This is a genomic window from Paraburkholderia sp. BL23I1N1 (assembly GCF_003610295.1).
Classification (GTDB): Bacteria; Pseudomonadota; Gammaproteobacteria; order Burkholderiales; family Burkholderiaceae; genus Paraburkholderia.
In genome coordinates this window covers 5550993-5573867 of record NZ_RAPV01000001.1, presented here as the reverse complement: position 1 = coordinate 5573867, position 22875 = coordinate 5550993, and the positions used below count along the sequence as shown (strand labels likewise).

Genomic DNA, 22875 nt, shown 5'->3' with positions numbered 1-22875 from the left:
CCAACAGGAGCGGGAGAAAATAATGATGCGCGATCAGGCGACGCCACAGATGAGCGCCGAGCCGGCTCCGAACCGCGAGACTTCAGACGATGAGACGTCGAGCCGAGTGACGCGGCCGCGGTTCTGGGAGACGTTGCCGGCTCGCTGGAATAGCGAAACCGACGACACGCTGGTGTGCTGCCAGGTCCGCCAGGAAACCCACGACGTCAAGAGCTTCTTCTTTCGCGCGCCCTCCGAGCGGGCCTTCGTGTTCGAGCCGGGGCAGTTCATTACGCTGGAGCTGGAGATCGACGGCGAGGCGGTGAATCGCTGCTATACGATTTCTTCGCCGCCCACGCGGCCGCACACTATCTCCATCACGGTGAAGCGCGTGCCGGGGGGCAAGGTGTCGAACTGGCTGCACGACAATCTGCACGCGGGTTCGGAAGTTCGTGTGCTCGGGCCGTCCGGCGAGTTCACTTGTGCGCGGCATCCGGCGCGCAAGTTTCTGTTTTTGTCGGCAGGGTCGGGCGTGACGCCGCTGATGTCGATGAGCCGCGCGCATCATGAGCTCGGCGAAGACAGCGACATCGTATTCGTACACAGCGCCCGCACGCCGGACGACATTATCTTCGCGCGCGAACTCGATCTGATTGCGTCGAATCAGGCCAATTTCCGCACGGCGTTCGTCTGTGAACGGCTTGGCGCAAGGACCAATTGGCCTGGCGTCACCGGCTTTCTGACGTTGCCCTTGCTTAAACTCATCGCGCCGGATTTTCTGGATCGTGAGATTTTCACCTGCGGGCCTGCGCCCTACATGCAGGCAGTCCGAAATTTACTGGCTGAAGGCGACTTCGATCGCAGCCATTATCACGAGGAAAGTTTCTCGTTCGAGACGATCAGCGAGGTCGCCGCGCAATTGACGACCGCGCATGTCGCGGATGCGTTGCAGGCACCCACAACCACGGCGGAAAGCTTTGCCGAATCGCGTGAACAGGCGGCCGGGTTCACACCCGCGCAGGTGCCGCTCGAGACCGAAACGACATTCAAGGTGAGCTTCGCCAAAAGCAATCGCGAGATCGAATGCGGCAATGGCCAGCATGTACTCGACGCGGCGAAGAAGGCCGGCGTGCGGCTTCCGGCCTCATGCACCCAGGGCATGTGCGGCACCTGCAAGGTGAAGCTGGTGTCCGGCGAAGTCGCGATGAAACATGCGGGCGGAATCCGACAGCGCGAAATCGATCAGGGCATGGTGCTGTTGTGCTGCAGCAAGCCGTTGAGCGATCTCGTCGTCGATAAGTAAGACAAGAACGGGACCCGGATTCGCGGTCAAGGTCGCCTGCGGACAACTGGATGTCGGAAAACAACGCTACCAGGCAATTCTGGCTGGCGATTCTAAATGCTCAATGGGTAGTTTGGACGGCGAACGGGAGAATGGCGATGAGACTGATCAGAAAGATGGTGATGTTGAGCGCGGTGAGTGCGGCGCTGGCGGCAAGCGGTGTGGGTGTGTTGGCCGATACCAAGCCGACCATCAAGATCGGCTATGTGGAAGGTTGGGACGACAGCGTCGCGACATCGAACGTGGCCGCGCGCGTGATCGAAAAGCGCCTCGGCTATCAGGTGCAGCTCGTGCCGGTTGCGGCCGGTGTGATGTGGCAAGGCGTGGCGCGTGGCGACCTCGATGCGACGCTGTCCGCGTGGCTGCCGGTCACGCATGGCGCGTACTGGAACAACTTCAAGGATAAGGTCGTCGATCTCGGGCCCAACTTCAACGATGCAAAGATCGGCCTGATCGTGCCAGAAAACCTTGACGTGAAAAGCGTCGGCGATCTCGAAGCGAAGAAGGCGGAATTCGGCTCGCGTATTGTCGGTATCGATGCCGGCGCGGGTGTGATGCAGAAAACTAGTGAAGCGATCAAGGCGTACGGACTCGACTATCAGCTAATGCCGAGCTCGGGTAGTGCGATGACCGCCGAACTGGCGCGTTCGGAAGCGGCCAGCAAACCGATCATCGTGACCGGCTGGAAACCGCACTGGATGTTCGCGAAGTACAAGCTCAAATTCCTCGAAGATCCGAAGAAGGTGTTCGGCGAAGCGGAGCACGTGGATAGCGTCATCAACCCTGGACTGGAGACGAAGGCGCCGCCGGTTGTCGCGTTCCTGAAGAAGTTTCAATGGAAACCGGGTGAAATCGACAGCGTGATGCTGGCCACGCAAAACGGCGAGAAGCCGACGGCCGCTGCCGATGCTTGGATCAGCGCGCATGGAGATCGCGTGGATAGCTGGGTGAAGTGACTTAGTGCTTTGCGTGAATGAGTTGCCGCTTCTTTTGAGCGGCAACTTCTACAAAAAAACGCCGCTATTTCTAGCGGCGTTTTTTTATTGCAGCACGACGGTCCGATCGCCGTTGATAAATACCCGTCGCTCGATAAACGCCTTCACGGCTCGCGCAAGCGTGATGCATTCGACGTCGCGTCCAGTCGCAAGCAGCCGTTCCGGGCTGTACGAGTGATCGACGCGCTCCACGACCTGCTCGATGATCGGACCTTCGTCGAGATCGTCGGTGACGAAGTGCGCGGTGGCGCCGATCAGTTTCACGCCGCGCGCATGCGCCTGGTGATAAGGCTTCGCCCCCTTGAAACCAGGCAAAAACGAATGATGGATGTTGATCGCGCGGGCCGAGAGCGCACGGCTCGTTTCGCCGGAGAGAATCTGCATGTAGCGGGCAAGGATCATCAGTTCGGCGCCTGACGTTTCGAACAGGTCGAGCAAACGCGCCTCCTGCTGGGGTTTGGTGTCGGCGGTGATCGGCAAATGATGGAACGGCAAGTTGTGCTGTTGCGCGAGCGGTTCGAAGTCGCGATGGTTCGACGCAATGCCGACAATATCCATCTTCAACTCGCCCATGCGCCAGCGGAACAGCAGATCGGCGAGACAGTGTTCGAGTTTAGACACCATGATCAGAACTTTCGGCCGCATGTTGACGTCATGCATTGCCCACGTCATCTGAAAACGCTCGGCGATCGATTCGAATTCGCGCTTGAGTGCCGCGATGTGAAGGGTCTCGGTAGTGTCGGCACCATGAAATACACAGCGTACGAAGAAGCGCTCGCTGAGGTCGTCGTCGAACACGGTCAGTTCGTCGATATAGCAATGGTGCCGGTCGAGAAAGCCGACGACGGCGGCAACCTGGCCCGCCGCGCTCGGGCACGCAACAGTGAGAACCAGTTGATCGGGACGGGAATCGGCGGACATGCGCTCTCCACATAGGCGAATGGGGCAACGCCGCGGGGCGCGGCATGCATCATCGCAGTAGAGCAAATCGGCGGGGCACGGGGATAGAAGCTAACCGCCGTCGCACTGGAATGGGAGCGTCAGACGGTGCAGAGGCGGGATGAAGGAACGCCGGGGTATGGCGTTCACTCAGCATCGAGCCCACATTCGCCGAGCAGCCATTGACGGAACGCGCTCAGCGCCGGTGTCGCCGCGCGCTGCGTGACGAGCAAATAACCGCGCTCGGTGACCACGGGCGTGTCGAACGGTTCGACGAGTTGCCCCGTGGCGAGCAGTTCGTCGACCAGTGGCGCCCAGCCGAGCGCGACGCCCTGGCCCATGATCGCGGCGTGGGCCACGAGCGTAAAGCTGTTGAACGTGATGCCGCGATGCGCGGCAGGTGCTTCCAGACCGTGCGCCGTGAACCAGTCGGCCCACGACAACCAGCGTGCCGGCTGGGTAGGTTCCAGATGCAGCAGCGGCAAGCTCAACAGGTCCGACGGCGTACGCAATTGCGGATGCGCCGCGAGAAAGGCCGGACTGCACACGGGCGTGACACGCTCCGGAAATAGCTTGAGCACGCCGCGCGCGGTCCAGTCCGCATCTTCGTCGCCGAACGCAATCGCAATGTCCGCCTGATCGTGCGAGGGATCGAATACGTTCTGCGACGTGATGATCTTGACGTCGACGTCCGGCATCAACGCCTTGAACTGCGACAGGCGCGGCATCAGCCAATAGGTTGCGAAGCCGAAGTCGGTGGAAAGCGTAAGGGTTTGCGGCGTGCGCCGCGCACGGATCTCGGCGGTGGCGAGGCGGATCGTGTCGAGCGCGCTGCGCACCGCTTCGAAGAGACGCACGCCGTCTTCCGTCAACGTGACGCCGCGATGGCCCCGTTCGAAAAGCGGTGCGCCTAGCGCTTCTTCGAGTTGCACCACGCGCTGACTAACCGCCGGCTGCGTCGAACCCAGTTCGCGCGCGGCGGCCGTGAAACTCGCGAGACGCGCCGCCGATTCGAACATGGTCAGTGCCTGCATTGGCGGCAAGCGATCCTGCCTCGACATAACACCCCCTTATAGGCACATAACGATTTGCCGTCTTCACAGCGGCGAATTGGACGGCAATAGTGGAGTTCACGCAGGGCCGGCACGCCGGCTTTCCCGCTTGCAACGACACCCGAACCCCTCTTTGCGATTCTATTCGAGGCGCGCTCCAATGCTTGACACGAAACAGAATATTCTCATTCTGATGGCTGACCAGATGACACCGTTTGCGCTTGCTGCATACGGACATCGTTTAACGAAGACGCCCAATCTCAATCGCCTCGCGAAACAGGGGGTGGTATTTGACTCGGCGTATTGCGCCAGTCCGCTGTGTGCGCCGTCGCGTTTTTCTTTTTTGTCGGGCAAGCTGCCGTCCGCGATCGGTGCTTATGACAATGCAGCAGAATTTCCGTCGCAAACGCTGACGTTCGCACACTATCTTCGTGCCGAAGGGTATCGCACGATCCTGTCCGGCAAAATGCATTTCTGCGGCGCCGATCAGCTGCATGGTTTCGAAGAGCGGCTCACCACTGACATCTATCCCGCCGATTTCGGCTGGACGCCAAACTGGGATGATTTCAAAACACGCCCTACTTGGTACCACAATATGAGTTCGGTGATCGACGCGGGTCCCTGCGTGCGCACGAACCAGTTGGACTTCGACGATGAAGTCACGTTCACCACACGCCAGAAGCTCTTCGATATCGCGCGTGAGCGGCATGCCGGTAAAGATGCGCGGCCGTTCTGCATGGTCGCTTCGCTGACGCATCCGCACGACCCGTACGCGATTCCGCAAAAGTACTGGGACATGTACGCGGATGAAGACATCGCGCTGCCCGCGCATCGCGATTCGCTCGCTGACGCCGATCCGCATTCGAAGCGTTTGAGGCATGTGTGCGAAACCGACCGCACGCCGCCCACCGACCAGCAGATCCGCAATGCACGGCGCGCTTATTACGGCGCGATTTCCTATGTCGACGACCAGTTCGGTGCGATTCTCGAAGCGCTTGAACAGGCGGGACTTGCGCAAGATACCGTCATCGTGGTGACGTCGGACCACGGTGAGATGCTCGGCGAGCGCGGGCTCTGGTACAAGATGACGTTCTTCGAAGGCGGCTGCCGCGTTCCGCTGATTGTGCATGCGCCGCAGCAATTCGACGCGCATCGGGTGCACGAGTCGGTCTCGCATCTCGACCTGCTGCCCACGTTAGTGGAAATGGCGCGTGGCGATCAGCCGGCGGTCTGGCCGGATTCGCTCGACGGTCAAAGTCTCGTGTCGCATCTGCGTGGCGCGCAAGGTGCCCACGACGAAGCAATTGGCGAGTATCTGGCGGAAGGCGCAATAGCGCCGATTGTGATGCTGCGGCGCGGGCGCTTCAAATTCATTCACACGCCAGCCGATCCCGACCAGCTCTATGACGTAACAGCGGACCCGCTCGAACGCGAGAACCTCGCGGCGCACGCAGGATATACCTCACAGGTCGCGGCATTTCGCGAGGAAATCGCACGACGCTGGGATCTCACCGCACTGCACAACGAAGTACTGCAAAGCCAGCGCCGCCGCCGTTTCCATTTCGAGGCCACCACGCAAGGCACGGTCGCGTCATGGGACTGGCAACCGCATGTCGATGCAAGCCAGCGCTATATGCGCAACCACATCGATCTCGACACGCTCGAAGCGATGGCACGGTTTCCCGCCGTGACGCGTTGATGTCCCCGCTGATGATTTACCCCACCTCCAGGAAGCCGACATGATGAAAAAGCTCTTTAAACAGGCTGTATCCGGCGTCGCGCTGCTGTGCGCGGCGGCTACCTTTGCCGCGGCTGCCGAGCCGCAGTCCTGCACGCAGGTCAACATGGCGGGCCCCGGCTGGACCGACATCGACGCCACCAATGCAATGACTGGCGTGCTGCTGAAGGCGCTCGGCTACCATCAGAAGGTAGCGAACCTGTCGGTGCCGATTACCTATCAAGGCCTGAAAAAAGGGCAGATCGACGTGTTTCTCGGCAACTGGATGCCGGCGCAAGCGCCGGTTGTCAAACCGTTCGAAGACGAAAGATCCATCGAGGTCGTGCATCCGAATCTGAGCAATGCGAAGTTCACACTCGCGGTGCCCGACTACGTAGCGGCCGCGGGCGTGCATTCATTCGCGGACCTCGCGAAGAACGCCGACAAGTTCGACAGCAAGATCTACGGCATCGAGCCGGGGGCGCCGGCCAATCAGAACATCAAGAAAATGGTTGACGACAAGGCGTACGGGCTTGGCAATTGGAAGCTCGTCGAATCGAGCGAGACCGGCATGCTCACGCAGGTCGACCGCGCCGTGCGCGAGAAGAAATGGATCGTGTTCCTTGCATGGGAACCGCATCTGATGAACACGAAGTTCAAGCTGACTTACCTCGACGGCGGCGATAAGTACTTCGGCCCGAACTACGGCGGCGCAACGGTCAATACCGTTGCGCGCAGCGGGTACGCCGAGCAGTGTCCGAATGTTGGCCGGCTGTTCAGGCAACTCACATTCAACGTCGATCTGGAGAACGGCGTGATCACCGAGGTGCTGGGGAAGAAGACCGGCCTCGATGCGGCGGCCACCGAGGCACTCAAGCGCCACCCCGACTTGCTGAAGTCGTGGCTCGACGGCGTGAACACGGCAAGTGGCGCCAACGGCTTGCAAGCGGTTCAAACCGCACTCGGCGTGAAATAACCTCGGCATTCCAGACTTCGAGGTCGCTACTCGACAGATTCATGTCGCATCCGGTCGAATCCTCATAAATCTGGACCCTTATTCTTGATCCGTCGTTGCAGTCATCGCAGCTGATTGTACGTACTGCCGATAGCTTCAATCCGTTTCAACCGGCCTCAACCGGTTTCGAACTGCCCGTCATGCGAGAAGCGCCGCGCGTTGGAATATCGCGCGCGGCAGGGATCGCTTTATCCAATGAAATACGCAGGCACAGAGCAGGGGATAACTAGATGAAAAAGAAAAATGCCGTCAGTCTTTCTGGACTCGCTCTCGCGGCAAGCGCTGTCTGCGCGCCGACGGCGGCCCATGCGCAAAGCAGCGTCACCTTGTACGGGATTCTGGACGCCGGCATCACCTACGTGAACAATGCCGGTGGCGCACACCAGTTCAAATTCGACGACGGCGTTTCGTACGGCAACCGGATCGGTTTCAAAGGCGTGGAAGATCTCGGCGGCGGCTTGCAAGCGGTCTTCGTGCTCGAATCGGGTTTCCACCTGAGCAATGGGCAGCTGGGTTTCGGCGGTGCCGAATTCGGACGCCAGGCTTATGTCGGCATCAAGAACGCGTGGGGGACGTTCTCGTTCGGTAACCAGCTCGACATGACCGAAGAGTTTGTTTACCTGTACAACATCTCCGCATGGGCGAGCGGCTACGCGATTCACCAGGGCGACTTCGACCGGATGAACGGCGACCGTCTGCCGAACTCGGTGAAGTTCCTGTCGAGCGATTTCGCCGGCTTCACCTTCGGCGGCATGTACTCGTTCGGCAACACCGCCGGCAACTTCCATCAGAAGAGCGCATGGAGCGTGGGCGCGCATTATGACCGCGGTCCGTTCAACATGGGCGCGGCGTATACGCAATTGAACAATCCGAGCGGCATCTATGCCTTCGACCCCTATGCGATGATCGGTACGCGCACCTTCCTCGGCCAGCCGACCGTTTCCGTCGATCCGGCCACCGGTGCGGTGACGGATCTGTATAGCTCGTCGGCATTCCCGGTGGACAAGCAAGGTGCGTTTGCGGTCGGCGCCGCCTATACGATCGGCAACCTGATGCTCACCGGCGATTTCACCTATTCGACGATCAAGGGCTTCGGGCAGACCTCGCATATGCAGGTTTATGAAGGGGGCGCGTCGTACAACTTCACGCCCGCGTTGGCCCTGTACGGCGGCTATCAGCACACGAGCTTCGAAGGCAATCACTGGAACCAGGGCTCGCTCGGGCTGCACTACCTGCTGTCCAAACGGACCGACGTCTATGTTTCCGGCGACTATCTGCGAGCCTCGAATGGCGTGAATGCGGTGATCGGCTACAGCTTCACGCCGTCGACGTCGAATACGCAATCCGACGTTCGGATCGGGATGCGGCACTCGTTCTGACACATTCTCAGCGTACTGAAGCGGGCGGCCTCCCGAATGACGGGAGCCGCCCGCGTCCGTTACGGCGGTTTTTGATGCGTCCGCATTTTCCATACTCCAGAAACCCGGCGGCAGGCCGATAAGCAACCAGGCGCCGCGGATCGGCCGCGCCTGGTTGGCGGAACGTATCGGGAGAGTGGAGTGAGCCGTCTCAGTTTGAACACCAAGTTGTGGCTGGCGCTGCTGGTCACCTGGCTGGGCCTTCTGTTTCTGGGAGGCTGGGCCGCGTGGCAGTCGCGTGAAAGGACGATGGCGGACCGCCAGAGCGCGGTCCAGAACGTTGTGGAATCGGCCAGCGGAATCGTCACCGACTATGCCGCGCAGGCGGACGCGCACCATTTGACGCTCGAACAGGCGCAGGAGCAGGCGAAAGCGCGACTCGCCACCATGCGTTATCCGGGTAATGGTTACATGATCATTACAACGGCGCGCCCGGTGGTCATCATGCATCCCTTGCTGGCTGACCTGCGAATGAAAGATGTCAGCGACTACAAGGACACGGACGGCAAACTGCTGTTTGTGGAGATGGTGAAGGTCGCGCAGGCGCATGGGCAGGGTTTCGTGCGCTATATGGGCCGCTTGCCCGGCAAGCCGGACCGGGTGGAGAAAATCAGCTTCGTCAAGCAGTTCGCCCCCTGGGACTGGTATCTGATTTCAGGGCTGTATGTGAACGACATCAATGATGCGTTCAAGGCCGATCTGCTGGAGTACTTTATCGTCGTTCTCCTGATCGGCGCACTCAGTTCAACGGCGCTCATCCTGATCATCCGTAATGTAACGCGCAGTCTTGGCGGCGATCCGGTGTATGCGGCCTCCGTCGCCGAGCGCATTGCGAACGGCGATCTCTCGCGCGAGGTAGCGTTGAACCGGACCGACGCCGACAGTATGTTGTCGGCGATGGAACGGATGCAGCGCCGATTGGTGGATACGCTCCGCACAATTCGAGGCGGGACCGAAACCATCACGGTAGCGGCGCAGCAGATCGCGTCCGGCAATCAGGATCTGTCGGCGCGTACGGAACAGCAGGCGGCGTCGATCAGCGAAACCGCCGCCAGCATGGAGCAACTCACGGCGACCGTGAAGCAGAACGCGCACAACGCTCACGAGGCCAGCAGGATGGCCGAAGACGCGTCCAATATCGCTGGTGAGGGCGGCGTTGCGGTGCAGCAGGTCGTGACGACGATGCAAGGTATCGCGGCCAGCTCGTCGCGCATCGTCGACATCATTGCGGTGATCGAAGGCATCGCATTCCAGACCAACATCCTGGCGCTGAACGCCGCAGTTGAAGCGGCCCGTGCAGGCGAAGAGGGTAGAGGGTTCGCCGTCGTGGCGGGAGAAGTGCGGAATCTGGCGCGCCGCAGCGCCGACGCGGCGAAAGAGATCAAGAGCCTGATCGAGGATTCGGCCGGCAAGGTGGACGACGGCAAGATGCAGGTTGAGCGCGCGGGCGCCACGATGGCCTCACTGGTCCAGTCGGTCAGACGCGTAACGGGCATCATCGCCGAGATTTCATCGGCGTCCGAGGAGCAAAGCCGCGGCATCGAGCAAGTGAACGTGGCGATCGCCCAGATGGACGACACGACCCAGCAGAACGCGGCCATGGTCGAACAGGCCGCCGCGGCTGCCCAGTCGATGCAGGAGCAGGCGCAAAGCCTGCGCGATGCGGTCAACGTGTTCCGGTTTTCGCAGACCGGGTCACACGCCACCTCGCACGCCACGGCAAACTGAGCGTTCCAGAGTGGGTGAACGGGGGCGTTGGCCGAGGCGCTTTCCCCGTTGCACCCATGCGTGGCATGCCATCGTCAGAACGCGCTCATGCGATTCGGCATACCCCATGCGCGCGTCGGTACTGACACGCATTGCGTTCAGTCGCCAATATGTGCGAGATTGCGTTCCAGATCCCGGCGGCGAACTGAGCTGCGGAGCTGTTGCCGCAGCCACATACGAAAATCTTGTGGTGTCGACGCCGATTGTGCCGATCACGCTAAGCGAGAGATTTTATGTCCCAGCAGAAAGCAGCCGAAATTGCCGCGCGGCTCGACCGTTTGCCGCCATCGCGCACCATCTGGACCATGGTGATCCTGATTTCACTTGGCGGTGTGTTCGAGTTCTACGACCTCTTTTTTACCGGGTACGTTGCGCCGGGTATGACTCAGTCCGGGCTTTTCAGGCCCGAATCGCTGGGGTTTCTTGCGTCTCTTCAACCTCTGGCCGTCTCCGGCTTCGGAACCTTCGTTTTCGCCACGTTCGCCGGTCTGTGGGTCGGCACGCTGGTATTCGGTTATGTCGCCGACCAGTTTGGCCGGCGGATGATCTTCACGTGGTCGCTGATCTGGTACATGGTGTGCACGATCATCATGGCATTCCAGACGTCAGGCTTGGGCCTCGATATCTGGCGTTTCATTGCCGGGATTGGCATTGGGGTTGAGCTGGTAACGATCGACACGTACATTTCCGAACTGATTTCAAGTCAGCAGCGTGGCCGCGCCTACGCCGTCAATCAGTTCATCACGTTCTGCGTCGTGCCGGTGGTGGCATTCCTTGCTTTTGCGTTGAAAGGCACGCGGCCGTTCGGGCTCGACTACTGGCGGGTCGTGATTCTGATCGGCTCAGTGGGCGCAATCGTTGTCTGGATCCTGCGTCGCCACATTCCGGAAAGCCCGCGCTGGCTGGCACGTCATGGAAGAATCGACGAAGCCGAACGCATCGTTGCGGATATCGAGCGCCGGGTGGTCGCGGAAAAAGGCATTCCGCTAGTCGCACCGCAGGCCCTCATGCCGGAGAGCAAAGGCGCGGGAACATTGGGCGAAATTTTTGCGCCCCAGTATCGCCGCCGCACGATCATCCTGTCGATTTTCAACATGGCCCAGGTGATCGGCTTCTACGGATTCGCGGCCTGGGTGCCGACGCTGTTGATTCATCGCGGCATTCATGTGACTGCCAGCCTTGGTTATGCATTCTTGATCGCTATTGCCAACCCATTCGGCCCGCTGCTCGGCACCTGGTTTGCCGACCGGGTGGAGCGCAAGGTTCAGATCATTGGCGGTCTTGTCACCATGGCGGTCGTGATCGCGCTGTTCTCACAAGCCTCCGAGCCGTGGCTGCTGATTACCCTCGGCGTGCTATTTACGCTCTCGTCGAACATCATGTCTTACGCCTATCACGGCTACCAGGCGGAGCTGTATCCAACCCGTGTTCGTGCCCGGGCCATCGGATTCGTCTACTCATGGAGCCGGATTTCCGCTGCTTTCGCGGGCCTGGCGATCGGGATTCTGCTGCACGGCTATGGCGTACCCGGCGTCGCGGTCTTTATCGGCATTTCGATGCTCGTCGCCGTCTGCATGATTCTGCTCGGACCGCCAACTCGAGGCCTCGCGCTGGAAGCGATCAGTCACTGAGTTTCAGTTGCTTTCCTCCCATGATCGACATCCCTGCGTCGTCGCGCGACGCAGGCGAGGGTTTGTCTCTACAAACATCGGCGCCGCCCGTGTCGATAAACAGATCGGGTAGCCGTATTCAGGCAACGACTCGCCAGTCCCGGATCGCAGTAGCACGGCCATAGCGAAACGTGGGGCGAACCCTCGATAGAGATGTGGAGCGCGCATGCACCGATTCAGTTTCACGCAAAAGCTCTGGCTGCCTTTGGTCGTCAGTCTGGTGGCTTTGCTTGTGGTGTCCGTATCGGCGGCATGGTTGTCCCGGCAGACGCGCATCGAAGAGCGCAAGAACGATCTGGTGAACGTCGCCCATGTCGGGCTCAGTATTGTGAAGGAGTACGGGACACTTTCACAAAACGGCACGCTCACCGAGGCGGATGCTCGCCGACAGGCGCTTGAGCGGCTGGGCAATATCCGTTATGGCGAAGACGGCTATTTTCTCGTGATCGATTCCACGCCGCGAATGGTCATGCATGCGGTAAAGCCCGCACTGAATGGAAAGGACCTCGCCGGAACAGCCGATGCCGATGGCCGGCACCACTACGTGACGTTCGCTTCGGTCGCGCAGGCGCCGAATGGCGGCTTTGTGGATTATGTGTTCCCGCATCCACACGACCCGGCGAGCGCCGCGGTCGGCAAGATCGGCTATGTCGTGCGCTATGCGCCGTGGGACTGGATTATCGCTACGGGCGCCTATGTGGACGATATCGACGCGGCTTTCAAGGAGTCGCTCTATATCGTTGGTGGACTTTTCGCCGTGCTTGCGGTGTTGCTGTCCACGCTTGTCTCGCTCACTAATCGCAGCATTCAACGCACGATCGGCGGCGATCCTGCTTATGCCACCCAGGTGGCCGGTGAGATCGCGTTGGGTAATCTCGCCATTGCCATCAAAACCCGGAAGGCCGACAACTCAAGCCTCCTGCATGCGATGCAGCGCATGCGCGATGGGCTCGCCGGCACGATCGCGCAGATCAAGGACGCCGCCAGCAAGGTGGCGACCGGCGCGCGCGAGATTGCCGAGGGAAACGCGGATCTTTCAGCACGCACCGAGAATCAGGCGGCCTCGCTCGAGGAAACCGCTGCCAGCATGGAGCAGATCACCGCGATGGTCAGGCAGACGGCGGAGAACGCGCAAACGGTACGTGAACTGACCGAGAATGCGGAGCAGATCGTCAATCGCGGTGGTGAGACGGCAGCTGAAGCGGCGTCAACGATGCAGGAGGTATCGAGTGAATCGCACAAGATGGTGGAGATTATTTCGGTGATCGAAGGGATTGCGTTTCAGACCAATATCCTCGCGCTGAACGCTGCGGTAGAAGCCGCGAGAGCAGGGGACGAAGGGCGCGGTTTCGCAGTTGTGGCCGCTGAGGTACGTACGCTGGCGCAGCGCAGTGCGGGTGCTGCAAAAGAGATCCGGGTTCTGATCAGTCGCGCGGTTGGAAAGGTTGAGAACGGTGTTGAACTCGTCGATAAAACGGGCCTGACGATTGAGGCGGCACGAGAAGCGATTGCGAGAGTGTCAGGGGTTGTGCGCGAGATCACGGCAGCTGCCGCGGAGCAGAGCGCCGGCATTAATCAGGTTAACGTTGCTGTTACGCAGATGGACAGCATGACGCAACAAAACGCCGCGCTGGTCGAGCAGGCGGCGGCCGCTGCGCAGTCGCTGACTGAGCTGGCGCAACTGCTGCATGTCTCGACAGGCCAGTTTCAGTTGCAGAACGATGGTGCTAGTCGGGAAGATCGGCCGGTGATCACGACCCGGACTGAGAGCCGGGTATCGCAAAGGTTGGCTGCAGCGCGGTGAAGTACCGTACACACATCATGCCGCCAATCGATGTTCAAAGTACGGCCGCTCCCGGTCATCGAGAATGGCGTATTGCGCCGCCAGGTCGGATGGATTCGGATTGAGCCACGCGTCGAGGTGTTCCGGTTTGATCGGGATAATGCAGCGATCGTGACCGGTAGCCGCGACTTCCGGCGGCGGTTCGTCGGTGATCGCGGCAAACGACCATAGATCAGGCTCACCCGGTATCGTTGTGCGCGACCACAGGCAAGCAACCAGCATGGGTTGCGCAGGCTGCGGATCGAATTGCAAAACGACATTCTTCCCGTTTTGGTCAACGTTCTCGTAGAAACGATTGACGACCATGATGCCGTGATTGTGGCCGAACAACTTCCCCCACACCCGCCGCAGGTTGTCTCGCCGGGCGTTGAATGTCCCCGGTTTTTCCCTCTCCATCTGCTCGGTCCAGCCCGGTAAGCGGCAGCGGTACCGCATCGGCACGACGACGCGGCGGCCGTCCTGAACAATCATCACTGGGGCATACCAGCCAGGATAGATCTGCGAATCCGCATCTTTCAAGGTAGTGCGCTTCAGGTCCGCCAGCCGGCGCGCAGCTGCGTCGATCTTGTCGAGCGCGATCCGCCTGCTTTCGGTTGCCGCTTTTGTCGTCTTCGTTTCCAGAATGCGCTCGGCGTCGGCAAGCCGCGCGCGCTGCTTGAAAAGCTCCTGTTCGAATTTCGTTGCGCGTAGCGCATTGTTTTCAGCAATCAATGCCTGGATGCGGTGCTCATCATCGGTCTGCGGGTCCGAGAACGCAGCCTCCATTGCCATCGGAGCCTTCAGCTCCCGGCCGCCATGCTCCCAGTACAGCTCCGCGAACTCCCGGAGACTCATGGCAGCGCCGAACATTTTTACGTACTTCCGGTAGTCCGCTTCAATCTGGGCCGAATAGCACATGGCAACCTCCATTGGACCTTCCAATGATAGTGCCGGATGGAACTGACAAACACCCGTGCGAAGGTCGAAAATCCCGCTGCCGCCGGTGCTTTCTCAGGCGATTGCCCGGGCAGCACGATCACCGCTAAAGGCGCAAAGAGCAGGGCGGCCTGGTTTAGACTGCTGTCAATCGCCGGGCCATCTTTGCTAATCCTCGGAGATACGGTTGGAGACGTGGTCCAGGACTCGAATATCCGGTGGTTCTGACCTGGCATTCCGGCCACCCTTTGTCGCCGTTCAGCGAAGAGATCTCGCCACGGAATATGTCGAAAGCCTGCGCGTTTTCCGGTCGGTGGTCGAATTGAAGAGTTTCACACGAGCGGCGGACATGCATGGGCTGACCCGGCCGGCGGTGTGGCGGGCAATAGCCGGGCTGGAAAAGCGGATGGGATGCCGGCTGTTGAACCGGACCACCCGGCAGCTCTCCCTCACCGAGGCCGCGGAGCGATTCTACGAAGGCTGCGTGCGCATCCTGGACGATCTGGATGCACTTGAAGCGGACGTAGCCAATCAGACACGGGAAGCGAGTGGCGTCTTGCGTCTGGTCACCCATACCACGGCGACGATAAACCGGCTGGTTCCGTTGATCGCCGGATTCAAGCGGGCCCATCCGAAAGTCGCGCTCGATGTGACGCTGACCGAGCGCCCCGTCGACCTGGTTGCCGACGGGTACGACCTTGGCATCGTTGTTCCCTACATGGTGACCAACGAGACGACCGTTGTACGCCTGCTCGAGCGAATTCCGGTTGTCATCGTCGCGACGCCGGCGTATCTGCAAACCGCGTCAATACCTTCGCAAGAGCGGCCAATAGCAGGGAAGGCCGGGTTCTTACCCGGGTTTTTGTATGCACAAAAATAACTTGCACTCGTTGTTTTTTGTGCATACAATAATTACATGCAAATCGAATTCGACCCGCTCAAAGACCAAATCAATCAGGGGAAGCACGGCGTTTCGCTGGCGATGGCCGAAGCATTCGAGATGGGTGTCGCGCTAGTGTGGCGCGATGACCGGTTCGACTACAGCGAAGAACGATTCACCGCTCTCGGCCCGATCGGCGATCGTATCTATTCGCTTGCATTCACCATGCGCGGCGAAACGCTGCGTGCAATCAGTCTGCGCAAAGCTAACCGTAGAGAGGTGCTTAAATATGTCGACGAAGCGTAAATTTCATATCCCCGACGCCGCTGAAGATGCGGCGCTCACCAGGGCGGCCGGAAGTGATGCCGATAACCTGCCACTCACGGATGCACAATTGAAGCGCATGCGCCCCGCGCGTGACGCGTTGCCGGCGATGGTCGGCGAAAAGGCAGCGGCCGCTGTGCTGAGAGGTCCCGGCCGTCCGTCGATGCCGATCGACCAGCACAAGGTGCGTACAACGATCCGCCTTGATCCTGACGTGATCGACGCTTTCAAGGACACGGGTGCTGGCTGGCAATCTCGCGTGAATGATGCATTGCGCGAATGGGCAAACTCGCATGGCATGTTCCGCGGTAGGTAAATATACGATCGCCTATGATGAAACGGTGCTGCGCAACACCTCACCACTTCGGAGGCTCCATGGACCTACCTCAAGCAGACGGCGCGGACCCCGCTGCCGTCTTTACTGCCGCGCTGGGCGTCCTGTTTCGGACTCACCCTGACAGGGCAGCGCTACTGCAAGCATGGGAACCTATCGCGGCCTCGATGCCCCTCATGGTGCTAAAAAACGGTGCCATCGAAGTATCGAACAATGCCAATGTTGTGATCGCGCAGGGCCTCTTGCATATCGCTCGCAGCGACACCGTCTAGACGACAAAGAAACGATCGGTTTTTTGAGAGGGGTGCCAGACGCCCCTTTTTTGTGATAATCGCGGCCCCGTCAATGCAGGGGTGCCGTCAAGATTCATACTGGTTCCAGTGGTGGAAGGAGCGGTAGCGGAACTTGGGCCGATTCTGGCGCGCGCTGGCACAGCTTTGTGGGGCGGAGCGGCCGTCGCGGGAACGGCTAGCGTCTCGGGCGACTCGCCGAAAGATGACAGCAAGACCGCACCGGTCGCGCGCACGCTGCCGCGCACCGATGAGAGTTGCAAGAAATGCCCGCCAGAAGGCGGTAGCAGGGTCCGCGAGAATCACGGCGTAAACTGGCCGTCGTATCAATATCAGGCCCGCATCACCGGCTTTGCATTCGACACGGAAGAGTGCCGTTGGCGAGTTATGCGCGATCAGGTCAGCTGACGCGATGACGATGCGCAGTCGTAGATGCATCGATAAAAAGAATTTCATTCATCGACGTTAATCGCTTCCCGCGTAGTCATGCGAGATGAAATCGGAGCTTAGCGGGACTTATCTTTTACCGGTCGAGCACTGGCGCGCTTCCTTGCAGCAGCCTCTTTCGGGGTTGCAGGCGAGTTCGCCACGTTTGCTTTACCGGCCACAACGTTTCCAGATGTTGATTTACGTAGCCCAGCAGATGGCTTGACTGGTAACTTCTTTGTTACCGATTTATTGTCCTCCGCAGGCTTCGCGTTCGCAGGTGGCTTGCGGGTTGTCGAGACAGCCGACCTGGTCGCCTTCTTTGCTGTCACCTTACCTGCCGGTGGCTTGTTACGTCCGGCAGCAGGCTTCGGCGGTGGGTACGCGTCGGCCATCTCGATGCCAAACACATCGGCCACCAGCGCGTCGTCGAGCACCTTGCCGGTAGCGGCTCGTTTTGTGGATTTGGGCAGGCCAGCGCCGGCCTGCCTGACGAGATCATTGGCATCGACGCGGCGCAAGGCGAAGAGCAATTCCGGCTGTTGGTCGAGCCGCGCGCCGACGCCGTAGAGCACGGCAGCAACGTGCTTGCACATCGACGCCCAGTCCGGGCAACTGCAATTGAACCTGATTTCCTTCGGCACCGGGAAAAGACCCGTTCCGGGTTTGCAGATGCGCTCCATCACGGCAGTCGAGAACTTGCCCTGCAGCAGTTCTACCATCGAATCGATCGACCCCGAGCAGTCGGCACCAATTGTTCGCCATTGCTTTGCCGGACACGCCGTCACGCTTACGGCGACCGTGTAGAGGCTCGAACCCATTACCTGCGCTCGCACTTCGCCGGCCGTAATCTGGAGGTCAATCACGGAACCGTTGCGGATGTAGGTACGGCCGCGCGGCAGGCGGTTGGCATAGTCGCTGTAGCCTTCCAGATTGTCACACCAGGCCTTGCCCCAGAAGGTCCTGGCGATGGCGCCGCGATACGAGGCGATTGGCGACAGGACCGCACCAGTCTTCTTCGCCTTGGCGGCGGCCAGTTCAGCCTTTTTCCTGCGCTCGGCAACCGAGACATAAGGTTTCCATCCCCCGTAACCGTAACTCATTGCGCTTCCTTTTCACGATTAATTTTCTTGCGCGGCATGAACATCGAGCTTGACGAGATCGAGCAATTCGCGATCGCTCATCTCGGTGAGCAGGAGTTCCGCGCCGCCCTCCAGCACATCCTTCACCAATTGCTGCTTCACTTCGATCAACTGGTCGATATGGTCCTCGATCGTCCCTCGGCAGATAAACTTATGCACCAGGACGTTCTTCTGCTGGCCGATACGAAACGCACGGTCAGTCGCCTGATTTTCCACGGCCGGGTTCCACCAGCGGTCGTAGTGGATCACATGGGAAGCAGCGGTGAGATTCAACCCCGCCCCACCAGCCTTTAGCGAGAGCACGAAGAAGGGTATCAGCTCATCTTCCTGGAATCTCTTGACCAGTTCGCGGCGCCTGGCTACCGGAGTGCCGCCATGGAGCACCAGGCCTTCGCGACCAAAAATTGAACCCAGAAATGCCGCCAGCGGCTCAGTGGTCTCGCGGAACTGGGTGAATACAAGCACTTTTTCCTGCTTGGCGGCAATGACTTCGGCCAGCTGTCGCAGGCGGGCGAACTTGCCGCTGTCTTCCGCCTTCCACGCTCCGTCGCCCAGCCATTGCGAGGGATGGTTGCATATCTGTTTAAAGCGCATCAGGAAACTCAGCACGACACCCTTGCGACCGATGCCGTCGGCATCTTCGAGCGCGGCGGCCAGATCTTTCACCGCACGCTGGTAAAGCGCCGCCTGGCTCGGGCGCAGGTGGCACCAGGCCTTGAGTTCGGTTTTGTCCGGAAGGTCGTCGATTACCCGCTTGTCGGTCTTCAGGCGGCGCAGGATGTAGGGCTGTACGAGCGCGCGTAGGGGGCCGAAATGCTCGGCCTTCGCCAGCCGCCTGGTAAAGTTGGCGAAAACCTTGTCCGAGCCCAGCAAACCGGGGTGGGTGAAATCGAAAATGGACCACAGATCGGACAGGCGGTTTTCCACAGGGGTGCCAGTCAGCGCGATTCGCGATTGTGCATGGAGCTGCTTGACCTGTCGCGTTTGCTTCGCACCCGGATTCTTGATCGCCTGCGCTTCATCGACGATGGCAACGCGCCATTGGATGGTCCCCAGTACCGGCTGGCGAAGAAGCGAGCCAAAGCTGGTGACGACGAGATCGATGTCCGCAAGCCGCGCGGCGTCCAGTGCACGCAAATCGGCCGCCGGCATGACCGACGGATGTGCGATCAGCAGGCGCAAACCCGGGGCGAAGCGCTCGGCCTCTGCTGCCCAGTTGGCCAGCAGCGATGCGGGGGCGACCAGCAGGCTGGGCTGCGCCTCGGCGCTTTCGCGCTTCAACACGAGCAGCAGGGAGAGTACCTGCATGGTCTTGCCCAGACCCATATCGTCCGCCAGGCAAGCGCCCAATCCGAGTCGGGTGAGCAGGTACAACCACCGCACGCCGGCCTGTTGGTAGGGCCGCAGGCTGGCCTTGAGTTCCGGTCCCGGGCTGATCTGCGCTAACCCCTCCGGCTGACGCAGATCCTGCAAGATGTCGGCCAGCCAGGGCCCTGCAACAAGCTGCGACCAGTCACGGTCAGCGGGGTCGTCGCTATCGTCGAGCGAAATACCCGCCAGAAGGCGTAGCGCCTCATTAAATGACAGACCGGTTTTCGCTGCCGTTTCCATGGCCTCGAATCGCTTCAGGAGGCGACTGAGCTTTTTGTTGTTCACCTCGACCCAGCGACCGCGGATGAGTTGCAAGCCGTCGGCGCCTTTGAGCAGATCCCTGACCTCGGAGGCGCTGAGACGCTCGCCGTCGAGGGAGACCTCCATGCTGAAATCGAGCAACGCGTCCTTGCCCAGGAGCGAAGGTGGTCTTGCTCCGACGCTCGCTCTTATAACGGGACGAGCAGGGCGGCCCGCCTGCCAGACGCCTGGCGTCCGTACGACAATCCCGGCGGCTTCGAGTTTGGACAGGTCCGAGAGAAAGCGATAGGCGTCAAGCGGCGTCCAGCGCAGCGGATGGTATATCTCTCCGGTATCCACCATTTCGCGAAGCCAATCGCAGTGTTCCGCGGCGCGCTGCACCGGCAGCAGTAGCGACAGGAGCTGCGTCTTGCTTCTGGCTCCAGAAAATTCCGCCAGGGCTTGCGACAGTGGCTGGTGTTGCGCCTTGCCATGGGCCGATAGGCGCGAGGTGTAAGTCGCAAGGAAGGCGAACGGTGACTCCGGGTCCTTGCGGTTCTCCGCGAGGTTGAAATGCACTCGGCCGACGAGATTCCAGGCCGGGTGGCGCAACTTGAGGAAATCCTGAAGAGAGACTTTTGCGGTCGCCAGTTCCTGGTGCAGGGCGGTATTGATCTCGTCCCACAGCGTGGCCAGCACATCTGGCGTCAGATACTCCCCGCCCGTCATTGGCGGCGCATCGGCAATCAAGGCATCGAAATCCTTGGCCGCAGGCGTGACGACCGCTATGTCGCCGCCTTCGGGGGTAGCGCACAAGGCGGTGACATAGCGCGCGGCAAAATCTCGCCACCAGGCCCAGGCGGGCGGCAAAATGCGGCCGATTTCCGCCGTTCCCAGATGCAGCAGGCCATGCCCCGCGCCAAGCGCAAACGAACTGCCTAGCCGCGGTCGTATCTCATCCGCCAATAGTGGCGCGTCGTCCTCTGGAACCGCAAGCAGGTGACCACCGGGCGTCAGGTGCGGCGCAAGAATGTCGGAAGCAGTCAAAAACGCCCGTCCTCATGGCACTGTTGCAGCAAGCGCTGAAGCGGCCTGTTTTCACGGAAAACGGCCTCGAAGTCAACCGGCAGGCCCGCCGTCCCAGTGCGAACTGTGCGAAGTTCCGTCTGCGCCTGGTTCGCCGGGATTGTGGGGTGGGCCAAGCGTCCGGGGTATGCCTGGTCGCTGCGTTGAGCATGTGTTGTGAACTGTCTTTTCATCTGCTGTAGGACAACCTGATCGCTACGTATCCACTCACGGAAGTTCGCCCCCGCTCTGACACCCGCTGGCCGACCTTCAATCTTCACGGCGGTCCCCGTGAATTTTCGAATTCTGGCAGGAGAAACTGGGCTCACGATGAAAGCGTACCAAAACCTGAGTCATACGAGATGGGATGCCGATGGCGGCCCCCGCCCGCGCGCCGAAAATCAGTTGCGCCTGGCTTGTTACTTACAAACGACCAAATGGCAGAGTGTCTGGTTGGAGCGACCTGCGAACGTTCAACGCTGCGCCTTTGAACTTCCTGAGCCAGGCATCGACCGGGACGATCCGAAGTCTGGTCACGCGCGCGGTGCAAGGTACGGGAGCGAATCGCCTGCTCGGATGCGCGTTGCGGAATCTCGCCGGGCGTGGTGAGCATCACCGTTAATGCAAGGGGCAGAACCATGGAATTTTCTTGCCGAACGTTTCTGATCGCTCGTGACGATACCCTCTGGCGGCTCTCAGGCACCAGGTTCAACCGGATGCTGCGAGACCCGGCAAGCCACAGTCTGCACGTTTTTGCGGGGCAACGAGCGCGAATGGCCAGCACCGTAGTCGAGCTCGTGGCCAGAAACCCGGTGGGCGTCGTTTGGAACACGTTTTCCATGCTTACTTTCGAAAAGCAGCAATTTGCCCTCGCGGAGTTGGTCGTCGCACCTGTGGTTGACGTATTCGATGAAGACATCAACCAAACGGTCGTCGACGCGACTTCCCAATTTGTTGCACAGGGAGGCCAATGGGTTCCGTCGCGCGCTTTGGCGCCCGTCATAGATCAGACCGCGGTGGGCCAACGACCATGCCGACACCTGTAAGCGGGGCTTTGTTGCGAGCCATTTCCAGCCCAGTCATGTACGTTCTGAAACGGCCGGCCATCCTGGACCACCGGTAGTTCTTGCAGTCCGGGATGCGGTCAAGCCGGAATGGATGCGTCCTCGTTGACGGGTGCAGACGGGCAGTTACTGGCCGGCGATGCGTGAACTGCCACGCCAGAATTCTTCAACTCTCACGCAGGGGTGCAGCGATTCGCGCATTAAGCGCCCGGGCTCGATGCGCCGCTCGTGCACCAGGATTACTCCCGAAAAGCTCACCATTCGCGAAGATTAACAACGGTAGATTCGCAACTAACCGTCTATTTTAACTGCTCATGCCACAAAACCAAACCCGGCTTGCAGCGGGAGGGGGCGATTCTGGAGATCGAACCAGGCGCCTTGTGACCGGCGATCACAGCACCGGGCCGGCGCTAAATCATCACGTCGCTGGCTATCGCGCTGCATTGCTGTCGGTCAGAATGCACCGAAGATCCGGTCGAGCGCCGCCAGGATGGCTTCACGTTCAACCGAAAGAGAACCGATGCGTTTGCCGAGCGCGGCCAGAGGAACTGCACTCATGCCGGGCGTATCAAGGAAACACTTTTCGCCATTAACCTCGAAAACCGGCAGCAGATCGGATGGTTTGCCCGAAAAAGCGAGATGCTGGGCAGGTCGCAGAGGGATCACAATGCGCGTCGGCAAAATTCCGACGTGCGTGCTCTGCACGTCGAGCAGGTACGGCGCGAGTCCGCGCGTCTCGTTGTCAGGGTTGGCGTAGAGATCGAACCGCGCCATTAAAACGTCCTGAATTTCGCGAGCGGAAGCCCGTCGCGATCGATCATCGCAGTGTATGCGGCGACCAGTTCGGCGTTATCATCGGCCCAACGGCGAGCCTCCGCCTCCTGAATTTCTTCGCGCACACCGCGCTCGCTCGCGCGCGAAAGGTTAATCCCCAACTCCTTGGCCCGATCCAGGACTTCAGGCGGCAGCGTAACGTTTGTCGACTTGCGTGGTCGAACTTCAAGTGCCTTACCCATGTGCCCCTCCATGTTGCATTTAATGTGCATTATGGTTCACATGAGCGATCCGCTGCAAGTCTGCCTGTATT

The 22875-nt window shown here is 60.2% G+C and carries 19 protein-coding genes and 2 pseudogenes; 14 read left to right on the top strand and 7 right to left on the bottom strand.

Translation table 11 applies throughout. From position 1 onward, the window contains the following. The first annotated feature begins 22 nt into the window (after positions 1-22). Together B0G76_RS26000 and B0G76_RS25995 are read left to right on the top strand one after the other, a co-directional pair. Positions 23-1282, top strand: a complete 1260-nt coding sequence (locus tag B0G76_RS26000) for a hybrid-cluster NAD(P)-dependent oxidoreductase (protein WP_120295048.1) — start codon at positions 23-25, stop codon at positions 1280-1282. Positions 1283-1419: 137 nt separating this feature from the next. Then, complete coding sequence (locus B0G76_RS25995; protein WP_120296817.1) at positions 1420-2277, top strand: glycine betaine ABC transporter substrate-binding protein; 858 nt, start codon at positions 1420-1422, stop codon at positions 2275-2277. A gap of 84 nt (positions 2278-2361) precedes the next feature. Here B0G76_RS25995 and purU read toward each other — a convergent pair whose 3' ends face one another. After that, entirely contained in the window at positions 2362-3237 is an 876-nt protein-coding gene (gene purU, locus B0G76_RS25990; protein WP_120295047.1) for a formyltetrahydrofolate deformylase, read from the bottom strand. A 164-nt stretch (positions 3238-3401) separates the two neighbouring features. Then, entirely contained in the window at positions 3402-4316 is a 915-nt protein-coding gene (locus B0G76_RS25985; protein ID WP_120295046.1) for a choline sulfate utilization transcriptional regulator, read from the bottom strand. A gap of 151 nt (positions 4317-4467) precedes the next feature. Between B0G76_RS25985 and betC the strand changes: the two genes are divergently transcribed. The 6 genes from betC (at position 4468) to B0G76_RS25955 (ending at position 13698) form a co-directional block, all read left to right on the top strand. Then, entirely contained in the window at positions 4468-6006 is a 1539-nt protein-coding gene (gene betC, locus B0G76_RS25980; protein ID WP_120295045.1) for a choline-sulfatase, read from the top strand. Between the two features lie 40 nt (positions 6007-6046). Beyond that, the gene (locus B0G76_RS25975) at positions 6047-7000 is read left to right on the top strand and encodes a choline ABC transporter substrate-binding protein (RefSeq protein WP_183082144.1); all 954 of its coding nucleotides are present in this window, start codon (positions 6047-6049) and stop codon (positions 6998-7000) included. A 269-nt stretch (positions 7001-7269) separates the two neighbouring features. Next, on the top strand, positions 7270-8418 hold the full coding sequence (locus B0G76_RS25970) for a porin (protein WP_120295044.1): 1149 nt from the start codon (positions 7270-7272) through the stop codon (positions 8416-8418). Positions 8419-8598: 180 nt separating this feature from the next. After that, positions 8599-10185: a methyl-accepting chemotaxis protein gene (locus B0G76_RS25965; protein WP_120295043.1), complete on the top strand. Its 1587-nt coding sequence runs from the start codon at positions 8599-8601 to the stop codon at positions 10183-10185. Between the two features lie 344 nt (positions 10186-10529). Beyond that, positions 10530-11855 carry an MFS transporter gene (locus B0G76_RS25960; RefSeq protein ID WP_220700798.1) on the top strand — a complete coding sequence of 442 codons (1326 nt, stop codon included), beginning with the start codon at positions 10530-10532 and terminating at the stop codon, positions 11853-11855. Between the two features lie 205 nt (positions 11856-12060). Next, positions 12061-13698, top strand: coding sequence for a methyl-accepting chemotaxis protein (locus B0G76_RS25955; RefSeq protein WP_120295041.1), 1638 nt, complete (start codon positions 12061-12063; stop codon positions 13696-13698). A gap of 15 nt (positions 13699-13713) precedes the next feature. Here B0G76_RS25955 and B0G76_RS25950 read toward each other — a convergent pair whose 3' ends face one another. Continuing rightward, positions 13714-14634 (bottom strand): SOS response-associated peptidase family protein, encoded by a 921-nt coding sequence (locus B0G76_RS25950; RefSeq protein ID WP_120296813.1) that lies wholly within the window; start codon positions 14632-14634, stop codon positions 13714-13716. A 247-nt stretch (positions 14635-14881) separates the two neighbouring features. Between B0G76_RS25950 and B0G76_RS25945 the strand changes: the two are divergent. The 5 genes and pseudogenes from B0G76_RS25945 to B0G76_RS44100 all read left to right on the top strand — a co-directional run. Further along, positions 14882-15487: pseudogene (locus B0G76_RS25945) on the top strand (LysR family transcriptional regulator); the annotation flags it as partial. 81 nt (positions 15488-15568) lie between these two features. Then, entirely contained in the window at positions 15569-15838 is a 270-nt protein-coding gene (locus B0G76_RS25940) for a BrnT family toxin (RefSeq protein ID WP_120295040.1), read from the top strand. Next, entirely contained in the window at positions 15822-16172 is a 351-nt protein-coding gene (locus B0G76_RS25935; protein WP_120295039.1) for a BrnA antitoxin family protein, read from the top strand. The genes B0G76_RS25940 and B0G76_RS25935 overlap by 17 nt, the downstream gene beginning before the upstream one ends. A 59-nt stretch (positions 16173-16231) precedes the next feature. Further along, positions 16232-16462, top strand: coding sequence for a hypothetical protein (locus B0G76_RS25930; RefSeq protein ID WP_120295038.1), 231 nt, complete (start codon positions 16232-16234; stop codon positions 16460-16462). Positions 16463-16558: 96 nt separating this feature from the next. Continuing rightward, positions 16559-16861: pseudogene (locus B0G76_RS44100) on the top strand (hypothetical protein); the annotation flags it as partial. 125 nt (positions 16862-16986) lie between these two features. Here the strand turns inward: B0G76_RS44100 and B0G76_RS25920 are convergent. Together B0G76_RS25920 and B0G76_RS25915 are read right to left on the bottom strand one after the other, a co-directional pair. After that, positions 16987-18009 (bottom strand): hypothetical protein, encoded by a 1023-nt coding sequence (locus B0G76_RS25920; protein ID WP_120295037.1) that lies wholly within the window; start codon positions 18007-18009, stop codon positions 16987-16989. Between the two features lie 18 nt (positions 18010-18027). Then, on the bottom strand, positions 18028-20706 hold the full coding sequence (locus B0G76_RS25915; protein ID WP_120295036.1) for a DEAD/DEAH box helicase: 2679 nt from the start codon (positions 20704-20706) through the stop codon (positions 18028-18030). Positions 20707-21497: 791 nt separating this feature from the next. On the opposite strand from B0G76_RS25915, the gene B0G76_RS25905 reads away from it, so the two are divergent. Beyond that, entirely contained in the window at positions 21498-21770 is a 273-nt protein-coding gene (locus B0G76_RS25905; RefSeq protein ID WP_120295034.1) for a hypothetical protein, read from the top strand. A 471-nt stretch (positions 21771-22241) separates the two neighbouring features. Here B0G76_RS25905 and B0G76_RS25900 read toward each other — a convergent pair whose 3' ends face one another. Next, on the bottom strand, positions 22242-22562 hold the full coding sequence (locus tag B0G76_RS25900; RefSeq protein ID WP_120295033.1) for a CcdB family protein: 321 nt from the start codon (positions 22560-22562) through the stop codon (positions 22242-22244). Then, positions 22562-22804, bottom strand: a complete 243-nt coding sequence (locus B0G76_RS25895; protein WP_259460730.1) for a type II toxin-antitoxin system CcdA family antitoxin — start codon at positions 22802-22804, stop codon at positions 22562-22564. The genes B0G76_RS25900 and B0G76_RS25895 overlap by 1 nt, the downstream gene beginning before the upstream one ends. Between the last annotated feature and the right edge of the window lie 71 nt (positions 22805-22875).

Bases quoted from the DNA above. Each gene is read 5' to 3' on its own strand.
- B0G76_RS26000 (WP_120295048.1), top strand. From the start codon at position 23: ATGATGCGCGATCAGGCGACGCCACAGATGAGCGCCGAGCCGGCTCCG.
- B0G76_RS25995 (WP_120296817.1), top strand. From the start codon at position 1,420: ATGAGACTGATCAGAAAGATGGTGATGTTGAGCGCGGTGAGTGCGGCG.
- purU (WP_120295047.1), bottom strand. From the start codon at position 3,237: ATGTCCGCCGATTCCCGTCCCGATCAACTGGTTCTCACTGTTGCGTGC.
- B0G76_RS25985 (WP_120295046.1), bottom strand. From the start codon at position 4,316: ATGTCGAGGCAGGATCGCTTGCCGCCAATGCAGGCACTGACCATGTTC.
- betC (WP_120295045.1), top strand. From the start codon at position 4,468: ATGCTTGACACGAAACAGAATATTCTCATTCTGATGGCTGACCAGATG.
- B0G76_RS25975 (WP_183082144.1), top strand. From the start codon at position 6,047: ATGATGAAAAAGCTCTTTAAACAGGCTGTATCCGGCGTCGCGCTGCTG.
- B0G76_RS25970 (WP_120295044.1), top strand. From the start codon at position 7,270: ATGAAAAAGAAAAATGCCGTCAGTCTTTCTGGACTCGCTCTCGCGGCA.
- B0G76_RS25960 (WP_220700798.1), top strand. From the start codon at position 10,530: ATGGTGATCCTGATTTCACTTGGCGGTGTGTTCGAGTTCTACGACCTC.
- B0G76_RS25955 (WP_120295041.1), top strand. From the start codon at position 12,061: ATGCACCGATTCAGTTTCACGCAAAAGCTCTGGCTGCCTTTGGTCGTC.
- B0G76_RS25950 (WP_120296813.1), bottom strand. From the start codon at position 14,634: ATGTGCTATTCGGCCCAGATTGAAGCGGACTACCGGAAGTACGTAAAA.
- B0G76_RS25940 (WP_120295040.1), top strand. From the start codon at position 15,569: ATGCAAATCGAATTCGACCCGCTCAAAGACCAAATCAATCAGGGGAAG.
- B0G76_RS25935 (WP_120295039.1), top strand. From the start codon at position 15,822: ATGTCGACGAAGCGTAAATTTCATATCCCCGACGCCGCTGAAGATGCG.
- B0G76_RS25930 (WP_120295038.1), top strand. From the start codon at position 16,232: ATGGACCTACCTCAAGCAGACGGCGCGGACCCCGCTGCCGTCTTTACT.
- B0G76_RS25920 (WP_120295037.1), bottom strand. From the start codon at position 18,009: ATGAGTTACGGTTACGGGGGATGGAAACCTTATGTCTCGGTTGCCGAG.
- B0G76_RS25905 (WP_120295034.1), top strand. From the start codon at position 21,498: ATGGCCAGCACCGTAGTCGAGCTCGTGGCCAGAAACCCGGTGGGCGTC.
- B0G76_RS25900 (WP_120295033.1), bottom strand. From the start codon at position 22,562: ATGGCGCGGTTCGATCTCTACGCCAACCCTGACAACGAGACGCGCGGA.
- B0G76_RS25895 (WP_259460730.1), bottom strand. From the start codon at position 22,804: ATGGGTAAGGCACTTGAAGTTCGACCACGCAAGTCGACAAACGTTACG.